The organism is Micromonospora sp. NPDC002575, assembly GCF_042889525.1.
Taxonomy (GTDB): Bacteria; Actinomycetota; Actinomycetes; order Mycobacteriales; family Micromonosporaceae; genus Micromonospora; species Micromonospora carbonacea.
In genome coordinates, this window is the sequence record NZ_JBIARA010000004.1 from 84,387 (window position 1) to 102,806 (window position 18,420).

The 18,420-nt window shown below is 74.7% G+C and carries 16 protein-coding genes; 8 read left to right on the forward strand and 8 right to left on the reverse strand.

Going from position 1 to position 18,420, the window contains the following annotated elements; translation table 11 throughout:
- The first annotated feature begins 58 nt into the window (after nt 1–58).
- The 4 genes from ACFYWL_RS08055 (at nt 59) to ACFYWL_RS08070 (ending at nt 4,647) form a co-directional block, all read left to right on the forward strand.
- Nucleotides 59–703, forward strand: coding sequence for a septal ring lytic transglycosylase RlpA family protein (locus ACFYWL_RS08055; protein ID WP_386969014.1), 645 nt, complete (start codon nt 59–61; stop codon nt 701–703).
- Between the two features lie 121 nt (nt 704–824).
- Nucleotides 825–1,952: a PP2C family protein-serine/threonine phosphatase gene (locus ACFYWL_RS08060; protein ID WP_386969017.1), complete on the forward strand. Its 1,128-nt coding sequence runs from the start codon at nt 825–827 to the stop codon at nt 1,950–1,952.
- Between the two features lie 225 nt (nt 1,953–2,177).
- Nucleotides 2,178–4,034: an acyl-CoA dehydrogenase gene (locus tag ACFYWL_RS08065; protein ID WP_386969019.1), complete on the forward strand. Its 1,857-nt coding sequence runs from the start codon at nt 2,178–2,180 to the stop codon at nt 4,032–4,034.
- A gap of 343 nt (nt 4,035–4,377) precedes the next feature.
- Nucleotides 4,378–4,647 (forward strand): DUF6458 family protein, encoded by a 270-nt coding sequence (locus ACFYWL_RS08070; RefSeq protein WP_043961115.1) that lies wholly within the window; start codon nt 4,378–4,380, stop codon nt 4,645–4,647.
- A 144-nt stretch (nt 4,648–4,791) separates the two neighbouring features.
- Here the strand turns inward: ACFYWL_RS08070 and ACFYWL_RS08075 are convergent, their stop codons facing one another.
- Entirely contained in the window at nt 4,792–5,322 is a 531-nt protein-coding gene (locus ACFYWL_RS08075; protein WP_386969022.1) for a SixA phosphatase family protein, read from the reverse strand.
- A 116-nt stretch (nt 5,323–5,438) separates the two neighbouring features.
- Between ACFYWL_RS08075 and ACFYWL_RS08080 the strand changes: the two genes are divergently transcribed.
- Complete coding sequence (locus ACFYWL_RS08080; RefSeq protein ID WP_386969025.1) at nt 5,439–5,726, forward strand: DUF6458 family protein; 288 nt, start codon at nt 5,439–5,441, stop codon at nt 5,724–5,726.
- Between the two features lie 87 nt (nt 5,727–5,813).
- Here ACFYWL_RS08080 and ACFYWL_RS08085 read toward each other — a convergent pair whose 3' ends face one another.
- The gene (locus tag ACFYWL_RS08085; RefSeq protein ID WP_386969027.1) at nt 5,814–6,491 is read right to left on the reverse strand and encodes a hemolysin III family protein; all 678 of its coding nucleotides are present in this window, start codon (nt 6,489–6,491) and stop codon (nt 5,814–5,816) included.
- A gap of 106 nt (nt 6,492–6,597) precedes the next feature.
- Between ACFYWL_RS08085 and ACFYWL_RS08090 the strand changes: the two genes are divergently transcribed.
- From ACFYWL_RS08090 to ACFYWL_RS08100, 3 genes are read left to right on the forward strand one after another with little or no spacing between them, the layout of a single operon-like run.
- A complete protein-coding gene (locus ACFYWL_RS08090; RefSeq protein WP_386969030.1) occupies nt 6,598–7,245 on the forward strand; it encodes an allophanate hydrolase subunit 1 in 648 nt (215 codons plus the stop codon).
- Nucleotides 7,242–8,195, forward strand: a complete 954-nt coding sequence (locus ACFYWL_RS08095) for a biotin-dependent carboxyltransferase family protein (protein WP_386969032.1) — start codon at nt 7,242–7,244, stop codon at nt 8,193–8,195. The genes ACFYWL_RS08090 and ACFYWL_RS08095 overlap by 4 nt, the downstream gene beginning before the upstream one ends.
- The gene (locus tag ACFYWL_RS08100; RefSeq protein WP_386969034.1) at nt 8,179–8,928 is read left to right on the forward strand and encodes a LamB/YcsF family protein; all 750 of its coding nucleotides are present in this window, start codon (nt 8,179–8,181) and stop codon (nt 8,926–8,928) included. Before ACFYWL_RS08095 ends, ACFYWL_RS08100 begins: the two co-directional genes overlap by 17 nt.
- A 97-nt stretch (nt 8,929–9,025) precedes the next feature.
- On the opposite strand, the gene ACFYWL_RS08105 is transcribed toward ACFYWL_RS08100, so the two are convergent.
- The 6 genes from ACFYWL_RS08105 to pdhA all read right to left on the reverse strand — a co-directional run bounded on the left by ACFYWL_RS08105 (nt 9,026) and on the right by pdhA (nt 18,352).
- Entirely contained in the window at nt 9,026–10,858 is a 1,833-nt protein-coding gene (locus ACFYWL_RS08105) for an NHL domain-containing thioredoxin family protein (RefSeq protein WP_386969037.1), read from the reverse strand.
- Between the two features lie 122 nt (nt 10,859–10,980).
- Nucleotides 10,981–13,965, reverse strand: coding sequence for a hypothetical protein (locus tag ACFYWL_RS08110; protein WP_386969040.1), 2,985 nt, complete (start codon nt 13,963–13,965; stop codon nt 10,981–10,983).
- Between the two features lie 343 nt (nt 13,966–14,308).
- Nucleotides 14,309–14,446: a hypothetical protein gene (locus ACFYWL_RS08115; protein ID WP_165823299.1), complete on the reverse strand. Its 138-nt coding sequence runs from the start codon at nt 14,444–14,446 to the stop codon at nt 14,309–14,311.
- A gap of 221 nt (nt 14,447–14,667) precedes the next feature.
- Entirely contained in the window at nt 14,668–16,179 is a 1,512-nt protein-coding gene (locus ACFYWL_RS08120; protein ID WP_386969043.1) for a dihydrolipoamide acetyltransferase family protein, read from the reverse strand.
- On the reverse strand, nt 16,176–17,165 hold the full coding sequence (locus tag ACFYWL_RS08125) for an alpha-ketoacid dehydrogenase subunit beta (protein ID WP_386969045.1): 990 nt from the start codon (nt 17,163–17,165) through the stop codon (nt 16,176–16,178). The genes ACFYWL_RS08120 and ACFYWL_RS08125 overlap by 4 nt, the downstream gene beginning before the upstream one ends.
- Complete coding sequence (gene pdhA, locus ACFYWL_RS08130) at nt 17,165–18,352, reverse strand: pyruvate dehydrogenase (acetyl-transferring) E1 component subunit alpha (RefSeq protein ID WP_386969047.1); 1,188 nt, start codon at nt 18,350–18,352, stop codon at nt 17,165–17,167. Before pdhA ends, ACFYWL_RS08125 begins: the two co-directional genes overlap by 1 nt.
- Nucleotides 18,353–18,420: the final 68 nt, after the last annotated feature.

An 18,420-nucleotide genomic window follows, 5' to 3' on the forward strand; every position in this document is an offset into this window, starting at 1 on the left:
TCTCCAGGACTTCGTCCTCAACAACGACTTCGTTCGCCACGACGAAAGGACCGGGCCCGTGGTTGGTAGGCACTCCCGTACCCGAATGTTCTCCTCGCCGGCCGGAATCGCGGCCACCGCGGCGGTCGGCGTCGCGCTCGCCGTCGGCGGCACCGTCGGCGCGGTGAGCCTGACCTCCGGCGAGGCGGCCCCGCAGCCGACCGTCGCCGACGTCCCGGTGAGCGCCCCCACCAGCGCGGCCGTGCCCTCGGCGTCGCCCAGCCCGAGCGCCAGCGTCCCGCCCAGCGCCAGCCCGTCGCCGACGGTCACGGCCAGCCCGAAGGCCACCCGGAGCCAGGCCGCCTCGCGGAGCAGGCCGCGCACCGCCGCGCCGAAGCCGGCCGCCACCACCAAGAAGCCCGCGCCCACCCGCAACGTCGTCGACAGCGGCTCGTGCGGGGCGTCCTTCTACGACGAGGGGCAGCTCACCGCCAACGGGGAGAACTTCGACCCGAGCGCCATGACCGCCGCCCACAAGACCCTGCCGTTCGACACCATGGTCCGGGTGACCAACCCGGCCAACGGCAAGTCGGTCACCGTCCGGATCAACGACCGGGGCCCCTTCATCGACGGCCGCTGCCTCGACCTGTCCCGGGCCGCGTTCGCCGCCATCGCCTCCGTCGACGTCGGTGCCCTGACCGTGAAGTACGAGGTCCTGGGCTGATCCGATGACCTCGGGCGGGGCGGTGCGACCGGGGCCGGACCGGCCGCCGCCGGAGACCCGGCCGGGCAGAACATCCTCGGCCGACGGGCCAGGCTCATTCACCGGTTCACGTCCATCAGGCATGCTGTCCCTCGTACGCACGCATGCCTTCCAGTCGGGCCGTGGCCCGCTGAGCCCCGGATCCCGCGCCGGCCTCGGCGCGGCCCTCGTCCTGCTCGCGATCATCTCCGGCGTGGAGTTGGCGGACGGCCGGTGGGCGCACTACGTGGCGCTGATGGTCGCCGCCCCGTTCCTCGCCGCGGCGCTGGCCTCCTGGCGGGTGGTGCTCGGGGTGGGGGGCGCCGCGACCGCGATCGGGTCCGCCTTCGCCCTCGCCGAGCCGCGGACGTCGCTGGTCACCGCCGTCAACGTGGCCGGCATCGCGCTCGCCACCGGCATCGCGGCGGCGGTGGCCGCCGTGCGGCAGCGGCAGGCCGAGCAGATCGCCGAGCTGTCCAAGCTGGCGGCGGTGGCCCAGCAGGCGGTGCTGCGTCCGCTCGGCCCGCAGGTGGGGACCCTGGCCGTGGCGGGGCGCTACATCTCCTCGACCGCCACCGCCGAGATCGGCGGCGACCTGTACGAGGCGATCGACACCCCGTACGGCGTCCGCATGATCATCGGTGACGTGCGCGGCAAGGGGCTGGACGCCGTGCGGCTGGCCAGCATCGTGCTGGGCTCGTACCGGCACGTCGCCTACGAGCGGGCCGACCTGCGGGCGGTGGTCGCCGACCTGGACCGGGCGGTGGCCCGCAACGTCGGCGACGAGGACTTCGTGACCGCCGCCCTGGTCGAGGAGCGGGGCGGCACCCTCACCATCGTCAACTGCGGCCACCCGTCGCCGCTGCTGCTGCGCCGGGGCGCGGTGATCCCCCTCGAACCGCCCGCGCCCGCGCCGCCGCTGGGTTTCATGCCGGTCGTCCGGCCCCGGGTCGAGCGCCTGGAGCCGGGCGACCGGCTGTTGCTGTTCACCGACGGCCTCGGCGAGGCCCGCCGGGACGGCGAGTTCTTCCCGACCGCCGACCGGGCCTGGCGGCTGCTCGGCCACGGCACGGTCGGCGACGGGCTGGCCTCGCTGGAGACCGCCCTGGTCGAGTGGGTGCACGGCCGGCTCGACGACGACATCGCCCTGGTCCTGATGGAATACTCCGGCCACAGCGGCGGGGTGACCGCCCCAGTGCCGAGCTGGGAGGTCGGCGCGGCCGAGGGCTGAGCCAGCCTCCTCGCCGCTCCCGCTCCCGGCCCCGCCCTCGCCCCGGCCCGGCCCCGGCTCCCCGCCCCGGCTCCCCGGCCCCGCCCCGGTCCCGGCCCTGGACGGCCGAAGCGCGGGTGTGTAATCGCCGTCACTTCCGCGTGGAGCTTGTCGCTGCCTACCCGTGAGTAATACAGTCTGGGTTACTGATCGGTAACACCTGTCCGGGAAGCGGGGCCAGCGAGCATGACCCACTACAAGAGCAACCTCCGGGACCTTGAGTTCAACCTGTTCGAGGTCTTCGGGGCGGACCGGGCGTTCGGCCAGGAGCCGTACTCGGATCTCGACGTCGACACCGCGCGCAGCTTCCTCGCCGAGGTGGACCGCCTCGCCCGCGAGGACCTCGCGGCAAGCTACTCGGACAGCGACCGCAACCCCCCGGTCTTCGACCCGGCCACGCACACCGCCCCGCTGCCGGAGTCGTTCAAGAAGTCGTACCGGGCGTTCATGGAGTCCGAGTTCTGGCGGCTCGACCTGCCGCCGGCGCTCGACGGCACCAATGCGCCCCGTGCCCTCTGGTGGTCCCTCGCCGAGCTGGTGCTCGGCGCGAACGCCCCCGTCTGGATGTACGCCTCCGGCCCGTCCTTCGCGCACGTGCTGCACGTCGAGGGCACCGAGCAGCAGAAGAGGTGGGCCAGGCTCTTCATCGACAGGCAGTGGGGCTCCACGATGGTGCTCACCGAGCCCGACGCGGGCTCCGACGTGGGCGCCGGCCGCACCCGGGCGATCCCGCAGCCGGACGGCTCGTGGCACATCGAGGGCGTGAAGCGCTTCATCACCTCCGGCGAGCACGACCTGAGCGACAACATCGTGCACTACGTGCTGGCCCGCCCGGTCGGCGTCGAGGGCGTCGGCGGCCCCGGCACCAAGGGCCTGTCGCTCTTCGTCGTGCCGAAGTTCCACTTCGACCCGGAGACCGGCGAGCTGGGCGAGCGCAACGGCGTCTACGCCACCAACGTCGAGCACAAGATGGGGATCAAGGTCTCCAACACCTGCGAGATGACCTTCGGCGAGCACGGCGTGCCGGCGAAGGGCTGGCTGCTCGGTGACAAGCACGACGGCATCCGGCAGATGTTCATGATCATCGAGTACGCCCGGATGATGGTCGGCACCAAGGCCATCGCCACGCTCTCCACCGGCTACCTCAACGCCCTCGAATACGCCAAGAACCGCGTCCAGGGCGCAGACCTCGTCCGGCAGGCCGACAAGACCGCGCCCCGGGTCACCATCACCCACCACCCGGACGTGCGCCGCTCGCTGATGCTCCAGAAGTCGTACGCCGAGGGCCTGCGCGCCCTGGTCTGCTACACCGCCTCCTGGCAGGACCAGGTCGCCATCGCCGAGGCGGCCGGCGACGAGCAGGCGACGAAGATCGCCAAGCGGGTCAACGACCTGCTGCTGCCGCTGGTCAAGGGCGTGGGCTCCGAGCGGGCGTACGAGATGCTGGGCCACGAGGCGCTGCAGACCTTCGGCGGCTCCGGCTTCCTCCAGGACTACCCCCTGGAGCAGTACGTCCGGGACGCCAAGATCGACACCCTGTACGAGGGCACCACCGCGATCCAGAGCCTGGACCTGATCTTCCGCAAGATCGTCCGGGACAACGGCAAGGCCCTGATGACGGTCGCCGGCGAGATCCAGGAGTTCATCACCTCCGAGGGCGGCAACGGCCAGCTCAAGCAGGAGCGGCAGGCGCTCGGCAAGGCGCTCGCCGAGGTGCAGACCATCCTCGGCGTGCTGACCGGCTGGCTGGGCGAGGCGCAGGGCGGAGACGCCCAGGCGCTCTACAAGGTGGGCCTCAGCAGCCGGCGGTTCCTGCTGGCGGTCGGCGACCTGGTCGTCGGCTGGCTGCTCCAGCGCCAGGCCGACGTCGCCCTGCGCGCGCTGGCCGGCGAGGTCTCTGCCGCCGACAGGGCGTTCTACACCGGCAAGGTGGCCGCCGCGAAGTTCTTCGCCCGCGAGGTGCTGCCCCGGCTCGGCGCCGACCGGCGGATCATCGAGAACACCGACCTGGAGCTGATGGACCTCCCGGAGGAGGCGTTCTGAGCCGCTGACGCGCCACAGCGGCCCCCGGACGGCCGGCGAGTCCCCCAACTCGCCGGCCGTCGCCGTTCCACCCCGCTCCGCCGTTCCACCCCGCTCCGCCGTCCCATCCCGCTTCGTCGTCGCACTCCGCTCCGCCGTTCCACCCCGCTCCGCCGTCCCATCCCGCTTCGTCGTCGCACTCCGCTCCGCCGTCCCAGCCTGCTTCGCCGGCCCGTGCCGGAACGGCGGCGGGTGTCCCCTATCGCCGGTCGCGTCCCGGGTACTTGCCCGCGCGGGCGGGTAACCGAGGCCCGGACGTAGTCAGTGAACGCCCAGAGCCACCGCACGTGGGGGTGCAGCGCACATGGGCATTGGTAGTGGAATCTTCCTCATCGCCATCGGCGCGATCCTGACCTTCGCCATCCGGGCCAACGTCTGGTGGGTGGATCTGCGCGCCGTCGGCTGGGTCTTCATCCTGGCCGGGTTGGCCGTGCTGCTCACCACGCTCTGGTTCTGGCAGGACCGGCGCAAGCGGGCGCGCACCCTGATCGTGGAGGAGAACAGGCTGTCGCATCCGACCGCGATGATGCCGCCTCCGCCCGACCCGCCTCCGCCCACGGCGCCGCCCTCCTGAGGCCCGCCGGCCCGCCGGCCCACGGGCCCACGGGCTCGCCCGCCCGCTCGCGCCGGCCGCCGCGGGCGCTCGCAGGCGTTGGCAGGTGTTAGCAGGGGTCCCCTGTGCAACAGAATGCGTTAACAGGGGGCCCTTCCTTGCGCCTCAGGCGCGGGCGGTGTGGCGGGCGACGATGTCGGCGCGGCGCAGCTCGGCCCAGGGCAGCCGGGCGCGGTGCACCACCAGGTCGGTGGTGCGCAGCCCCTCCTGGTCTGCGCGTTCCGGGTCGAGCAGCGCCGAGAGCAGCGAGATGCCCGGGTTGTGGGCGACCAGCAGCACCGTCGTCGCCTCCGCCGCGGCCGACCGTACCAACCCCAGCAACTCCGCCGGGCTCGCCTCGTACGCGCCCGGCTCGTAGCGCACCTGCGGCGCGGGGCCGGCCGGTCCGGCCTCGTCCGGCGAGCCGGTCATGCCCAGTTGCACGCCGTGCCAGGTCTGCCTTGTGCGCCTGGCGGCCGAGCAGAGCACCACGTCGGGGAGCAGGCCGTGCCGGGCCAGCCAGGCTCCCGCGGCGGCCGAGTCGGCGTGCCCCCGTGCGGTGAGCGGTCGCTGGACGTCCGGGCCGCTCCCCGGTGCCTCCGCCTTGGCGTGCCGCAGCAGCACCAACGTCCGTTCCGTCCCTTCGGCGTCCGTCATGGGCACAGCTTGCCCGATTGACGATCGGAGCGCCTGGGTATGTCGATGGATGCCGCAACCTCATCCATGGCCGCGGCGGGTAGCAGCGCCAGCTGATAGCCAAGGAGGCGACGAAAATGGGCATTGGTGCCAGCATCTTCCTCATCGCGCTGGGTGCGATCTTCGCGTTCGCCGTACAGGCCGACCTGGGGTGGCTGAACCTCAGCGTCGTCGGCTGGGTGCTGATGCTCGCCGGCGTCGTCAGCCTGCTCACCACGCTCTACTTCTGGAACCGGGGCCGCCGCACGGTGGTCGCCACGCCGGTGCGGGAGAACCGCGTGGTCGCCGACCGGGTCGTGCCGGTGCAGGGCGAGCCCGTGGTCCAGGAGTACCGCGAGGTGCGCCGCCCCGGTCGTACGGTCTGACCGGTCCGGCCCGGCGAACGCCCAGGACTCCGGGGGCCCCGCAACGGCGCGGGGCCCCCGGCGCGTGCCCGGGGCAGGGGGCAGGGCTCAGGCGAACAGGGCGAAGTAGATCGCGATGTGGTGGCAGACCGCCGCCACCAGCGTGCAGGCGTGGAAGAACTCGTGGTGGCCGAAGACGGTGGGCCACGGGTTGGGCCGGCGCAGCGCGTAGCAGACGGCGCCGACGCTGTAGATCGCGCCGCCGACGGCGAGCAACACCAGCGCGGTCACGCCGCCGGAGTGCAGGATCTGCGGCAGCATCACCACCGACACCCAGCCGAGCGCCAGGTAGAGCGGGGCGGAGACCCAGCGCGGCGCGTGCGGCCACACCAGTTTCAGGGCCACCCCGCCCAGCGCGCCGCCCCAGACCAGGGCGAGCATGGTGGTCGCGTGCCGGGCGTCCAGCAGCAGGAGGCAGAACGGCGTGTACGTGCCGGCGATGAACACGAAGATCATCGAGTGGTCCATTCGGCGCATGATCTGGTAGCCGCGCGCGGACCACACCCGACGGTGGTAGAGCGCGCTGGTGCCGAAGAGGCCGCAGACCGTCAGGCTGTAGACGAGGCAGCTCGCCAGCGGGGACCAGCCGGGGCGGCTGGCGGCGATGGCGCAGAGCACGATGCCGCAGACGAGCGCGACGAAGAACGCGTAGGTGTGCAGCCAGCCGCGCATCCGCGGCTTTCCGATGTCGACCGGCTTGAGTCGAAGCGGTGCGGAGGTCGTCACGCACCTAGGTTACGGCACCGTAGGTTACCGTCAAGTAGTGCTGATCGTCACCGGATCGAGGGGTCCGATGGCCCTGTCGGGCCCGCCCGTCGGGGATCATGGCGGGATGCGGATCCGGCCCGTCGGCGCACACGCCCTGCTGCTCGACTGCGACGATCCCGACCAGGTGGAGGCGTGGCGCGCCGAACTGACCCGCCGCCGCTCGGTCGGCGAGCTGACCGCCGTCGAGATCGTCCCGGCGGCCCGTACGGTGCTGCTCGACGGGGTGCCCGACCCCGACCGGGCCGCCACGCTCGTCGCGGGCTGGACCCCGCGACCCGCCGCCGCGGCGACGCCCGCCGACGGAAGCGTCCCCGCCGACGGCGGCGCGCCCGCCGAGGTCCAGGTCCCCGTCACGTACGACGGGGCGGACCTGCCCGTCGTCGCCGGCCACTGGGGCGTGGACGTGCCCGAGGTGGTCGCCCGCCTCACCGGCACCCCGTTCCGGGTCGCCTTTTGCGGGTTCGCGCCCGGGTTCGCGTACCTGACCGGGCTGCCGCCGGAGTGGGCGGTGCCCCGGCTCGCCACCCCCCGCCCCCGGGTCCCCGCCGGCTCGGTCGCGCTCGCCGGACCGTACGCCGGGATCTACCCCGGCGCGTCGCCCGGCGGCTGGCTGCTGGTCGGGCGCACCCGGCTGACCCTGTTCGACGTGGCCGCCGACCCGCCGGCCCGGCTCACCCCCGGCACCCGGGTACGCCTGGCGGCGACCGCGTGACCCGCCGACCCGCCGCCGGCCCGGCGCGCCGGCTGGAGGTGCTCCGGGCCGGGGCGCTCACCACCGTGCAGGACCAGGGCCGGCCCGGCTGGGCGCACCTCGGCGTGCCCCGGTCGGGGGCGCTCGACCCGGCGGCCCTGCGGCTGGCCAACCGCCTCGTCGGCAACCCGGAGGACGCCGCCGGCCTGGAGATCACCCTCACCGGCTGCGCGCTGCGCCTCACCCGGGCCGGCACGGTCGCGCTCACCGGCGCGGACGCCGACGTGTGGATCGGCGACGGGCCGGTCGGCGACGCGCGGCTCGGCGACGCGCGGCGGGCCGGCACGCGCCCCGACCTGCACCCCGGCGACCGGCCCGGGGACGTCGGCCGGCCCCTGGCCGTGCCCGCCGGGGCGGTCGTGCGGATCGGCCCGGCCCGCTCCGGGCTGCGCACCTGGCTCGCCGTCGCAGGCGGCATCGCCGTGCCGCCGGTGCTCGGCAGCCGGTCCACCGACACCCTCTCCGGCCTCGGCCCTGCCCCGCTGCGCGACGGCGACACCCTGCCCCTCGGCGACCCGGGCGGCGAGCCCGCGCCCGTCGACGTGACCATCGGGCGGCCCGCCCCGGCCGCGCTGCGGCTCCGGCTGCGCCTCGGCCCCCGCGACGACTGGTTCACCCCGGCCGCGCTCGACCGGCTGCTCGGCACGACGTACACGGTGAGCCCGGTCAGCAACCGGGTCGGCGCGCGACTCACCGGCGCGCCGCTGCCCCGCGCGGTCGCCGGGGAACTGCCCAGCGAGGGCCTCGTGCTCGGCGCGGTGCAGGTGCCCGCCGACGGCCAGCCGCTGATCTTCCTCGCCGACCATCCCACCACCGGCGGCTACCCCGTCGTCGGGGTGGTGGACGACGTGACGCCGCTCGCGCAGGCCCGCCCGGGGACTACGGTGACGTTCCATGGACCTCAACGCTGACCTCGGCGAGGGATTCGGCATCTGGCGGCTCGGCGACGACGAGGCGCTGCTCGACCTGATCACCTCGGCCAACGTTGCCTGCGGCTTCCACGGCGGCGACCCGTCCACCATGCGCCGGGTCTGCGCCGCCGCCGCCGAACGCGGGGTCGCCGTCGGGGCACAGGTCGGCTACCGCGACCTCGCCGGCTTCGGCCGCCGGCACATCACGTACGCGTTCGCGGACCTGCGCGACGAGACCACCTACCAGCTCGGCGCGCTCGACGCGTTCTGCCGGCCGTACGGCACCCGGGTCCGCTACCTCAAGCCGCACGGGGCGCTCTACCACGCCGCCTCGGTCGACGAGTCGCAGGCCGCCGCCCTGATCGCCGCCGTCGACGACTACGACCGCGACCTGCCGGTGCTCTGCGCTCCCGGCTCGGTGCTCGCCCAGCTCGCCACCGGCGCCGGCCTGCGGGTGGTCGCCGAGGGCTTCGCCGACCGGGGCTACCTGCCCAACGGCACGCTGGTGCCCCGCACCGCCCTTGGCGCGCTCGTCACCGACCCCGAGCAGGTGGCCGCCCGCGCCGTCCGGATGGCCACCGAGCAGACGGTGGTGGCCGTCGACGGCACCGTCGTGCCCTGCCCCGTCGACTCCATCTGCCTGCACGGCGACACGCCGGGCGCGGTGGCGTCCGCCGAGCTGGTGCGGGCGGCGCTCCTCGACGCGGGGGTGGCGCTCACTCCGTTCGCGTGAAAGGAGGGGCACCTTGTTAACGCTTTCTGTATAGGAAGGGCCCCTTCCTAACCGCCGCACCTGGCGGCGGCACGCGACCGGCCGGGCCGGCTCCCGGTCAGGCGTCCAGGCCGCGCAGGACCAGCGGGAGCCGCGCCGGGCCGCCCTCGACCACCCGCACCGGCACCCCCCAGTCCTGCCGGGTCAGGTGGCAGGCCGCGTGCTCCACGTCGGCGTCGCACGTCGCCGCCTGCGCGGTCACCTGGAGCACCCCGCCGGGCACCGACCCGTCGACCACCAACCGGCGGGACAGCTCCGTCCCGGTGCCCGCCCCATCCGCCAGCAGCTCCGGCGGCGACGCCGAGACGACCAGCCGCGTCGACGGCCCGTACGTCTCGTCCAGCTTCTGCCCCGGCGCCGGGGTGAAGACGACGTCCAGCGTCACCTCGCCCGCCGCCACCTCCATCGGCTTCCGCTCCGTGCGGTGCCGGGGCCCGTCGACCGTTCTCGCCCCCACGGCCGACAGCGCGCCCGGGGCCAGCCGGGTCAGCCGGTGCGCCGCCGACTCGACGACCAGCACCCCGCCGTCGGCGGTCAGTACCAGGTCGCTCGGCTCGGCGAGCCCGTCGGCGACCGTCGACACCTGACCGGTGGCCGGGTCGACGCGGCGGACCGCCCCGTTGTACGTGTCGGCGACCAGCACCGAGCCGTCCGGCAGCGCGCACACCCCCAGCGGGTGCTGGAGCAGCGCCCGGTCGGCCGGGCCGTCGACGTGGCCGAAGTCGAACAGCCCCTGCCCGACGGCGGTGCCCAGGACGCCGTTCTCGACGTACCGGATCGCGCTGGTCTCGCTGTCGGCGACCCAGAGCCGGACGCCGTCGGCCGAGACCGAGAGACCGGACGGCTGGGCCAGCCACGCCTCGGCCAGCGGCCCGTCCCGCAGCGCCTCGACCGTGGTGCCGGCGTACATGCCCGCCGTGCGGCGGATCGGGTCGAACCACCAGAGCTGGTGGATCCCGGCCATGGCGACGATCACCCGGTCGTCGTACCAGGCCAGGTCCCAGGGGGAGGAGAGGTCGACCGAGAGCGAGTCGTGGGCGTGGTCGTCCACCGTGGAACGCCACTGCCGACCCGTGCCGGCCACGGTCACCACCTCGCCGGTGGCCAGCCGCACCCCGCGCAGCAGGTGGTTGACGGTGTCGGCGACGACGACGTCGTACCCGGCCACCTCGGCCACGTGCTCCGGCAGCCGGCACAGCCCCTGCGGCTCCGAGAACGTGGCGGCCCCCGCCGGCCCGTCGGCCCGCCCCCGGACGCCCGCGCCGATCCGACGCACCAGCGTCTCGCCGTCGGGGGCCAGCTCGACCAGGGAGTGCCGGGCCGAGTCCGACACCAGCAGGTGCCCGCCGTCGAGCGCGAGGGCCTTGCCGGGGAAGCGCAGCGCCGTCTCCGGCTGCGCGGGCGGCACGTACGGGCCGTCGCCCCGGTGCAGGGTGCCCTTCGCCTCGTGGGTGGCGATCAGCTCGTCGACCAGTCGGGCCAGCCCTTCGGCGTGGCCCTCGCCGGCCATCGTGGCCACCACGTACCCCTCGGGGTCGATCACGGCGAGGGTCGGCCAGGCGCGGGCCGCGTACTGCTGCCACATGTCCAGCTCAGGGTCGTCGAGGACGGGGTGGCGCACGCCGTACCGCTCGACGGCGGCAGCGACGGCGGCCGGGTCCTTCTCGTGCTCGAACTTCGGCGAGTGGATGCCGACGACGACCAGCACGTCGGCGTACTTCTCCTCCAGGGGGCGCAACTCGTCGAGCACGTGCAGGCAGTTGATGCAGCAGAAGGTCCAAAAGTCGGCAATGATGATCTTGCCGCGCAGGTCGGACAGCTTCAGGTCCCGCCCGCCGGTGTTCAACCAGCCCCGTCCGCGCAGTTCGGGAGCCCGTACTCGTGCGCTCATGACCCCCAGTCTGCCCGACCGCGCGGCCCCGCCCGGCCGGCACCCCGCGCGGCCCCGGTCACACCCCGGGCGTACGACGGGGGCGGGGGCCACGGTGGTCCGCGGCCCCGCCCCCCAGGTTGTTACTTGGCGGCCGGCTTGAGGCAGAGCACCTTCTTCGGCACGTCGCCACGGAGGACGACGTGCGGCTGGGCCGGGTCGGCGCACTTCTCCTTGGCCTCGACCTTGGACACGATCGTGAACGATCCGGCCTCGCCGCAGGTGGCCGCCGTCGCGTTGCCGCCCGACTGCTTGACGCAGGAGCCGACGGCCGGGTCGAACGCCTTCGCGTTGTCGCCGCCCACCTTGCCGAGCAGCATGAGCAGCCCCAGCGGCACCGCGAGGATCAGCACGGCGGCCACCAGCACGGCGGCCAGCACCCGGCCGTTGCGGACCTTCGGCGGAGGCGCCTCGGCCTTCGGCGCGTCCGCCTCCGGCTTGAACGCGTCGAACCGGCCCTGCTCTTCCGGCTCCGGACCCCAGGCGGGGCCGGACTGCGACCCCTGCGCCGGGAACCCGACCTGCGTCGGCTCGCCGTACGGGGCGGGACCGTGGCCGGGCACCGCGCCCTGCACGGCGGTGGCCCCACCCATCGGGCCGCCGAACTGGTCACCCGGGCGGTCGCCCTCGTGCGGGCGGACGCCGTTGACGGGCCGGTTGCTGGCCGGCGGGTCCACGAACGACGGCACCCCGGGCGGGAAGGTCGGCGGGGGCGCGGCGCCGGCGACCCCGGCCACGCCAGCCACCCCGGCCGCCGGGCCGTCGCCGAAGCCGTGCTGCTGGCCGGCCGGCCGGTCCGGGCCGTCGAAGCGCGGCGGCCCGCCCTGCGGCCCCCGGTCGTCGAACCGCTGCTGCGGCCCGACGTCGTCGAAGCCGCGGTGCTGGTCGCGCCCGTCGAAGCCGTGGTGCTGGTCGCGCCCGTCGAAGCCGCCCGGGTGGTCGTGTTCGGAGCGTCGCTGCGGGCCCGGCTCGTCGAACCGGCCCGGCTCGTCGAACCGACCCTGGGCACCCGGCTCGTCGAAGCGGACCTGCGGGGCCGGCTCGTCGAAGCGGGACGGTGGCGGGTTGTGCTCGGTGCGGAACGGGCTCTCGTCCGCCGGCTCCGGCTCGTGGGCCGGCTCCGGTTGGGCGGGCCGGCCGTACACCCGGGGCTGCGGCGCGGGCGCGCCGCCAGGGTGCAGCGCCTGGTCGGTCGGTGGCATGACCCGGCTGGCCATCGGCACGGACGCGCTCGCCGAGACGCTGCCCACCGCGCCGGCTGCGGCCTCCCCGGCCTCCGCCGAGGGTACGGCGGCCCGGGCGGCCACCCCGGACTCGGGCGAGACCCGGGGCGCGGGCACGAACGGGCTGCCCTGCGGGTGTGGCTCCTCGGCACGGCCCCAGCCGGCGCCCGCCTCGGGCCCGTACGGCGGCGGGGCGCCCTCGCGGCCGGACGGCTCGCCGGCCGACGGGGCCTCGGTCGCCGGGGCGAACTGGGGAGGCGGTGCGTAATCGGCCGGTGGTGCGTAGTCGGCGGGCGGGAGGGCGGCCAGGCTGGCACCGGGCACGCGCTGCTCCTGCGGCGGCAGCGGCACGGCGTTGGCCGGCGAGATCCCCGGCCCGGGGGCCGGCTGGTACAGCGGACGGTCCTCGGACCGCTCGGGCTCCCAGCCGTTGCCGGCCTGCTGCGGCGCGGCGGTCTCGGCCTCGGTGCGCCCCCACGCCTCGCCGGGTGCCCACGGCTCGACGTCCGGCATTGCGGGTCGCTCGGACCGGTCGGCGCCGGGCCGCTGCTGCGGGCTCTCGCCGGGCGCACCCCAGGCGGGCGGCCCGTCCGTGCCGACGGAGGCGGCGGCCCGCGCCGGTGGTACGGAGGTCGGCTCGGCCGCAGCCCAGTCGGGAACCTCCGGCCGGTCGTCCTGCCGCTGCGGCACCGCTGCCGCGCCCCACGCGCCGGGCTGCCCCGACTCGTCGGGGGCGGGCCAGGCGTTCGGCTTCGGCTGCTCGTCGGCGCGGACCGCCGTGGGGGCCCATCCGCCGGAACGGGCGGGATCCTCCTGGGCGGAGACCGGGGAGCCGGCCGTCCAGCCGCCGGAGCGGGAGGCGTCGTCCGGTGCGGTCGTCCAGTCGGGGGGCGGCGTCGCCTGGCCGGGAACGCGGGCGGCACCCCGGGCGGCCTGACCTGCCTGGCCGGGCGTCTCGGACTGCTCGCTCCGGGGCCAGCCAGGGGAACCGGCGGCGGCGTCGGGCTGCTGCGGCGAGGCGTTCCAGCCCTCGGAACCCGCGGGGCCGTCGGCCTGTTGGCCGGCGTTCCAGCCGCCGGAGCGGGAGGCGTCGTCCGGTGCGGTCGTCCAGTCGGGGGGCGGCGTCGCCTGGCCGGGAACGCGGGCGGCACCCCGGGCACCGGGCTCGGCCTGGCCCCACGACGCCGGCGGCTGCTGCTCGCCCGGGCCGGCCCCCCAGGTCGGGGCCGGCTGCTCGGGCTGCGTCGCCCAGGCAGGCGGGGCCGGCTCTCCGTTCAGCGCGCTCGCGGCCGGGGCGGCGGCCCAGTCGGGGCCGGCCTGCTCGTTCTGCTGCCAGCCCGGCCCGGCCTGCTCGTTCTGCTCCCAGGCGGGCTGCGCTGCGGCGGGCGGCGGGTCCCAGGCAGCCGGGCGGTTCGGCTCCGGCTGCGGTGCTGGCACCTGGGCGGCACCCCAGGCGGCGGTCGGCGGCTGGTCACCCTGCGGAGCCTGGCCCCAGGGGGCGGTCGGTGGCTGGTCACCCGGTGCCGCGCCCCAGTTGGGGGTCGGTGGCTGGTCGCCTTGCGGCCCGACGCCCCAGGCGGCGGTCGGTGGCTGGTCGCTCTGCGGGGGCTGGCCCCAGGGGGCGGTCGGCTGCTGGTCGCTCTGCGGGGGCTGGCCCCAGGCGGGGGCCGGCTGCTGGTCGTTCTGGGTCGCCCAGGCGGGAGCGGGCGGGTGCGGCCGGGCCGCGGGGGGCGGGGGCGCCCAGCCCAGGTCAGGGTTGGCGACGCCGTACGGCGCCGGTGCGCCGGCGCCCGGCGACACCTCGTCCGGCTCCTGGCCGGGGTGGTGCGGGCCCTCGGACGTCATCGGTGCGCCTCCTCCATCACATGTCGGCCGCCGATGCCGACGGCGCGTCGGCGTGGGTGCCGGTGTGGCCGGCGGTGCCGGCCGTGGGGACTCCCCGCACCGTATCCGGTGGCCGCCCGCGGCATCCGGGGAGCACCGGCCGTCACTCCGCGTCGCCGGACGGTGTCGAGCAGCTTCTATCGGCGCGACGGGGTCCGGGCGGGCGGTTGACGACCGAGCCCCACCGTACCGGGCGGTGCGGCGAGGCGGAATCCCGGTGTCAATAGGCCCGAAACGCCGACGACCCGCCCGGGCGAACCGGGCGGGTCGTCGAACTGGAGGAGGGTGGAAGAAGTGTGGGGCGTCAGCTCATGTGACGCTGGGCGATGGCGAGGAGCTCCTCGCGGACCGCGGGCGAGTTGGCGGACCGCAGGGCGTGCTCGATGGCACGGGCCCGGCGGTTGGCGTCGCGGCGGTTGCGGATTCGCTCGATCATGCTCATCTGGGTTCTCCTCCTGGCTATTCGGTTGTCGACCCCTTGATGACTCAATTGAACCGCATCCGGGTCGGAACTTCCAACGATTATTAGGTGAGCTGAGACACCTGCCTAAGGATCGTAGGTCAACGGGGCGAGCTGGCGGCGCTTTCTTCTTCCAACGGCCACGGCCGGTGTGCCGGGTGTTCACCCTTGGCACACCGGCCGTGGCTGGTGTCGTGTGCCCGTCAGGTCCAGGCGAGCAGCGCCGCCTCCGGGTCGGCCAGGAAGTCCCCGATGTCGCGGAGGAACTTCGAGCCGAGCTCGCCGTCGATGATCCGGTGATCGAAGGAGAGCCCCAGCGTGGTCACCTGGCGTGGGCGGACCTTGCCCTTGTGCACCCAGGGCAGCTCGCGGACCGCGCCGAAGGCCAGGATCGCCGACTCACCGGGGGGCAGGATCGGCGTGCCGGTGTCCACCCCGAATACCCCGACGTTGGTGATCGTCAGCGTGCCGCCGGACATGTCGGCCGGCGAGGTCCGGCCGGCCTTCGCCGTCTGCACCAGGTCGGTCAGCGCGTCCGCCAGCTCACGCAGCGTGAGCCGGCCGGCGTCCTTGATGTTCGGCACGATCAGGCCGCGCTCCGTGGCCGCCGCGATGCCCAGGTTGACGTACTCCTTGACGACGATCTCGTCGCCGGCCCACGTCGAGTTGACCATCGGGTGCCGCCGCACCGCCAGCAGCACCGCCTTGGCGACCAGCAGCAGCGGCGAGACCCGGACGTCGCGCCACTCCCGCCGGCCCCGCAGCCGGTCCAGGGCCTTCATCGCCCGGGTCACGTCGACGGTCAGGAACTCCGTCACGTGCGGCGCGGTGAAGGCCGAGCGGGACATGTTCTCGGCGGTGAGCCGGCGTACCCCCTTGACGGGGATGCGCCGCTCGCGGTCCGCGCCGAACGCCGCGGCCGACGTGGCCGGCGCCGCGACCGTCGACGGCTCGGCCGCCGTCGCGGTGCCGCTCGCCGCCCGCTGTACGTCCTCCCGGGTGATCGAGCCCAGCGGCCCCGACCCGGTCAGCGAGCCGAGGTCGACGCCGAGGTCCTTGGCGAGCTTGCGCACCGGCGGCTTGGCCAGCACCAGCCCGCCGGGCCGCCCGTGGCCGTTCGCGGTCGCCGCCGCCGAGGCGGCAGGTGTCGACGTCGCGACAGGTGCCGCCGGGGTGGGCGGCGCCGCCGCGACGGGCGCGGGCGGAACGGGCGCGGCCGGGGCGGTGGCGGCCCGGCCCGGGGACGCGCCCTTGCGCGGGCGGCGCTTGGCCGGCGCGTTGCGCGGGCCGTAGCCGACCAGCACGGCGGTGCGCCCGCCCGGCGCCACGCCGCCGATCAGCCCCGGCTCGACCATGCCCTCCTCGGGCGCGATCTCGACGGCGGCCAGGGAGGCCGCCGACGGGGTCGGCAGGTCGGCGGACGGCGCGCCCGTCGTCGACGCCTCGACCGGGCCCGCGCCCGGGTCGGTGTCGATCGCGATGATCGGCGTGCCGACCTCGACCGTGCTCCCCTCCGGGTGGAAGATCGACCGCACCTGGCCGGCCCACTTGGCGGGGATCTCGACGGCCGCCTTCGCCGTCTCCACCTCCACGATCGGCTGGTTCAGCTCGATCGTGTCGCCCTCTTTGACCAGCCAGGCGAGGATCTCGCCCTCGGTCAGCCCCTCGCCCAGGTCGGGCAGGTTGAACTCCTTGATCCGCGACACCCCGCTCACCACCCGAAGGCGCGGTCGACGGCGTCGAGCACCCGGTCCAGGTCGGGCAGGTATTCCTCCTCCACCCGGGACGCCGGGTAGGGGGTGTCGAAGCCGGTCACCCGCAGTACCGGGGCCTCCAGGGAGTAGAAGCACTCCTCGGTGACCCGGGCGGCGATCTCCGCGCCCAGACCCAGGTTGCCCGGGGCCTCGTGCACCACCACGCACCGGCCGGTGCGCCGCACCGACTCGTACACGGCGGTCAGGTCCAGCGGGGAGAGCGTGCGCAGGTCGACGACCTCCAACTCCCGGCCGTCCTCGGCCGCGGCGGCTGCCGCGTCCAGGCAGGTCCGCACCATCGGCCCGTACGCCAGGACGGTGGCGTCCGTCCCGGCCCGCACCACCCGGGCCGAGTGCAGCGGGTACGCCGCCGACAGCGGGGCGTCGAGGTCGACCGGGCCCTTCTCCCAGTAGCGCCGCTTCGGCTCCAGGAAGACGATTGGGTCGTCCGAGGCGACCGCCTGCTGGATCATCCAGTATGCGTCCTGCGGGTTGGCGCAGGTCACGACCTTCAGGCCGGCGGTGTGCGCGAAGTACGCCTCCGGCGACTCCGAGTGGTGCTCGACCGCGCCGATGCCGCCCCCGTACGGGATGCGGATGACCATCGGGATGCGCACCTTGCCCTGCGAGCGGTAGTGCATCTTCGCCACCTGCGACACGATCTGGTCGTACGCGGGGTAGACGAAGCCGTCGAACTGGATCTCGCAGACCGGGCGGAAGCCGCGGATGGCCAGGCCGACCGCAGTGCCGATGATGCCAGACTCGGCCAGCGGGGTGTCGATCACCCGCTGGTCGCCGAAGTCCTTCTGGAGGCCGTCGGTGATCCGGAACACGCCGCCGAGCTTGCCGACGTCCTCGCCCATGATGACGACCTTCTGGTCGTGCTCCAGGGCCCGGCGCAGGCCGGTGTTGAGGGCCTTGCCGAGGGTGAGCGTCTCCGTGGCCATCAGTGGGCGCTCCCTTCGAACGACTCCAGGTAGCGGCTGAACTGCGCCCGCTGCTCGTCGAGCTCCGGTGAGCCGTGGGGATAGACGTGGTCGAACATCGTCACCGGCTCGGGGTTGGGCATGGCGAGCACCCGCTCGCGCAGGTGCACCGACTCGGCGCGGGCCTGCTCGTCGACCTCGGCGAAGAACGACTCGTCGGCGATCTTCTGCTTCTCCAGGAACGCCTTCATCCGGGCGATCGGGTCCTTGGCCTGCCAGGCCTCGACCTCGCTGGCGATCCGGTAGCGGGTCGGGTCGTCGGAGGTGGTGTGCGCCCCCATCCGGTAGGTGTACGCCTCGATCAGGCTCGGGCCCTGGCCGTGCCGCGCGTTGTCCAGCGCGTGCCGGGTCACCGCGTACGAGGCGAGCACGTCGTTTCCGTCCACCCGTACGCCGGGGAAGCCGAAGCCGCGCGCCCGCTGGTAGAGCGGGACGCGGGTCTGCCGCTCCAGGGGCTCGGAGATGGCGTACTGGTTGTTCTGGCAGAAGAACACCAGCGGGGCGTTGAAGACGCTGGCCCAGACGAACGCCTCGTTCACGTCGCCCTGGCTGGTCGCGCCGTCGCCGAAGTAGGCGATCACCGCCTCGCCGTCGTCGCCGCCGGTCTTGCCGTCCATGTGGACGCCCATCGCGTACCCGGTCGCGTGCAGGGTCTGTGCCCCGATCACGATCGTGTACATGTTGAACTTGAACTCGTTCGGGTCCCAGCCGCCCTGGTCGACGCCCCGGAACAGGCCGAGCGGCATGATCGGGTCGATGCCCCGGCAATAGAGCACGCCGTGCTCGCGGTAGGTCGGGAAGGCCATGTCCTGGCTGCGCAGCGCCCGCCCGGAGCCGACCTGCGCCGCCTCCTGGCCGAGCAGGCTGGCCCACAGCCCCAGCTCGCCCTGCCGCTGCAACGCGGTGGCCTCGGCGTCGAGCTTGCGGACCAGCACGAGGTCGCGGTAGAGCCCGCGGTACTCCTCGTCGGTGAAGTCGACGCGGTACTCCGTGCCGTCCGGCCCGAACGCGCTCTCGACGCGCTCTCCGGCGGGCGTGAGCAGCTGCACGAGTTCCGGGTCGCCGCCAGCCGTCGCGGCCGTTCGCTTGGCACGGGGTGCGGCTCGCCGGCCGCGGGTGGTGGTGACCCCGGGGTCGCCCTTTGCCATCCGTCTCTCCCTGTCGTGGTCTGCGCCGGCACCGGGGGTGACCCGCTCCGCGCAGTGCGTGCACCCGC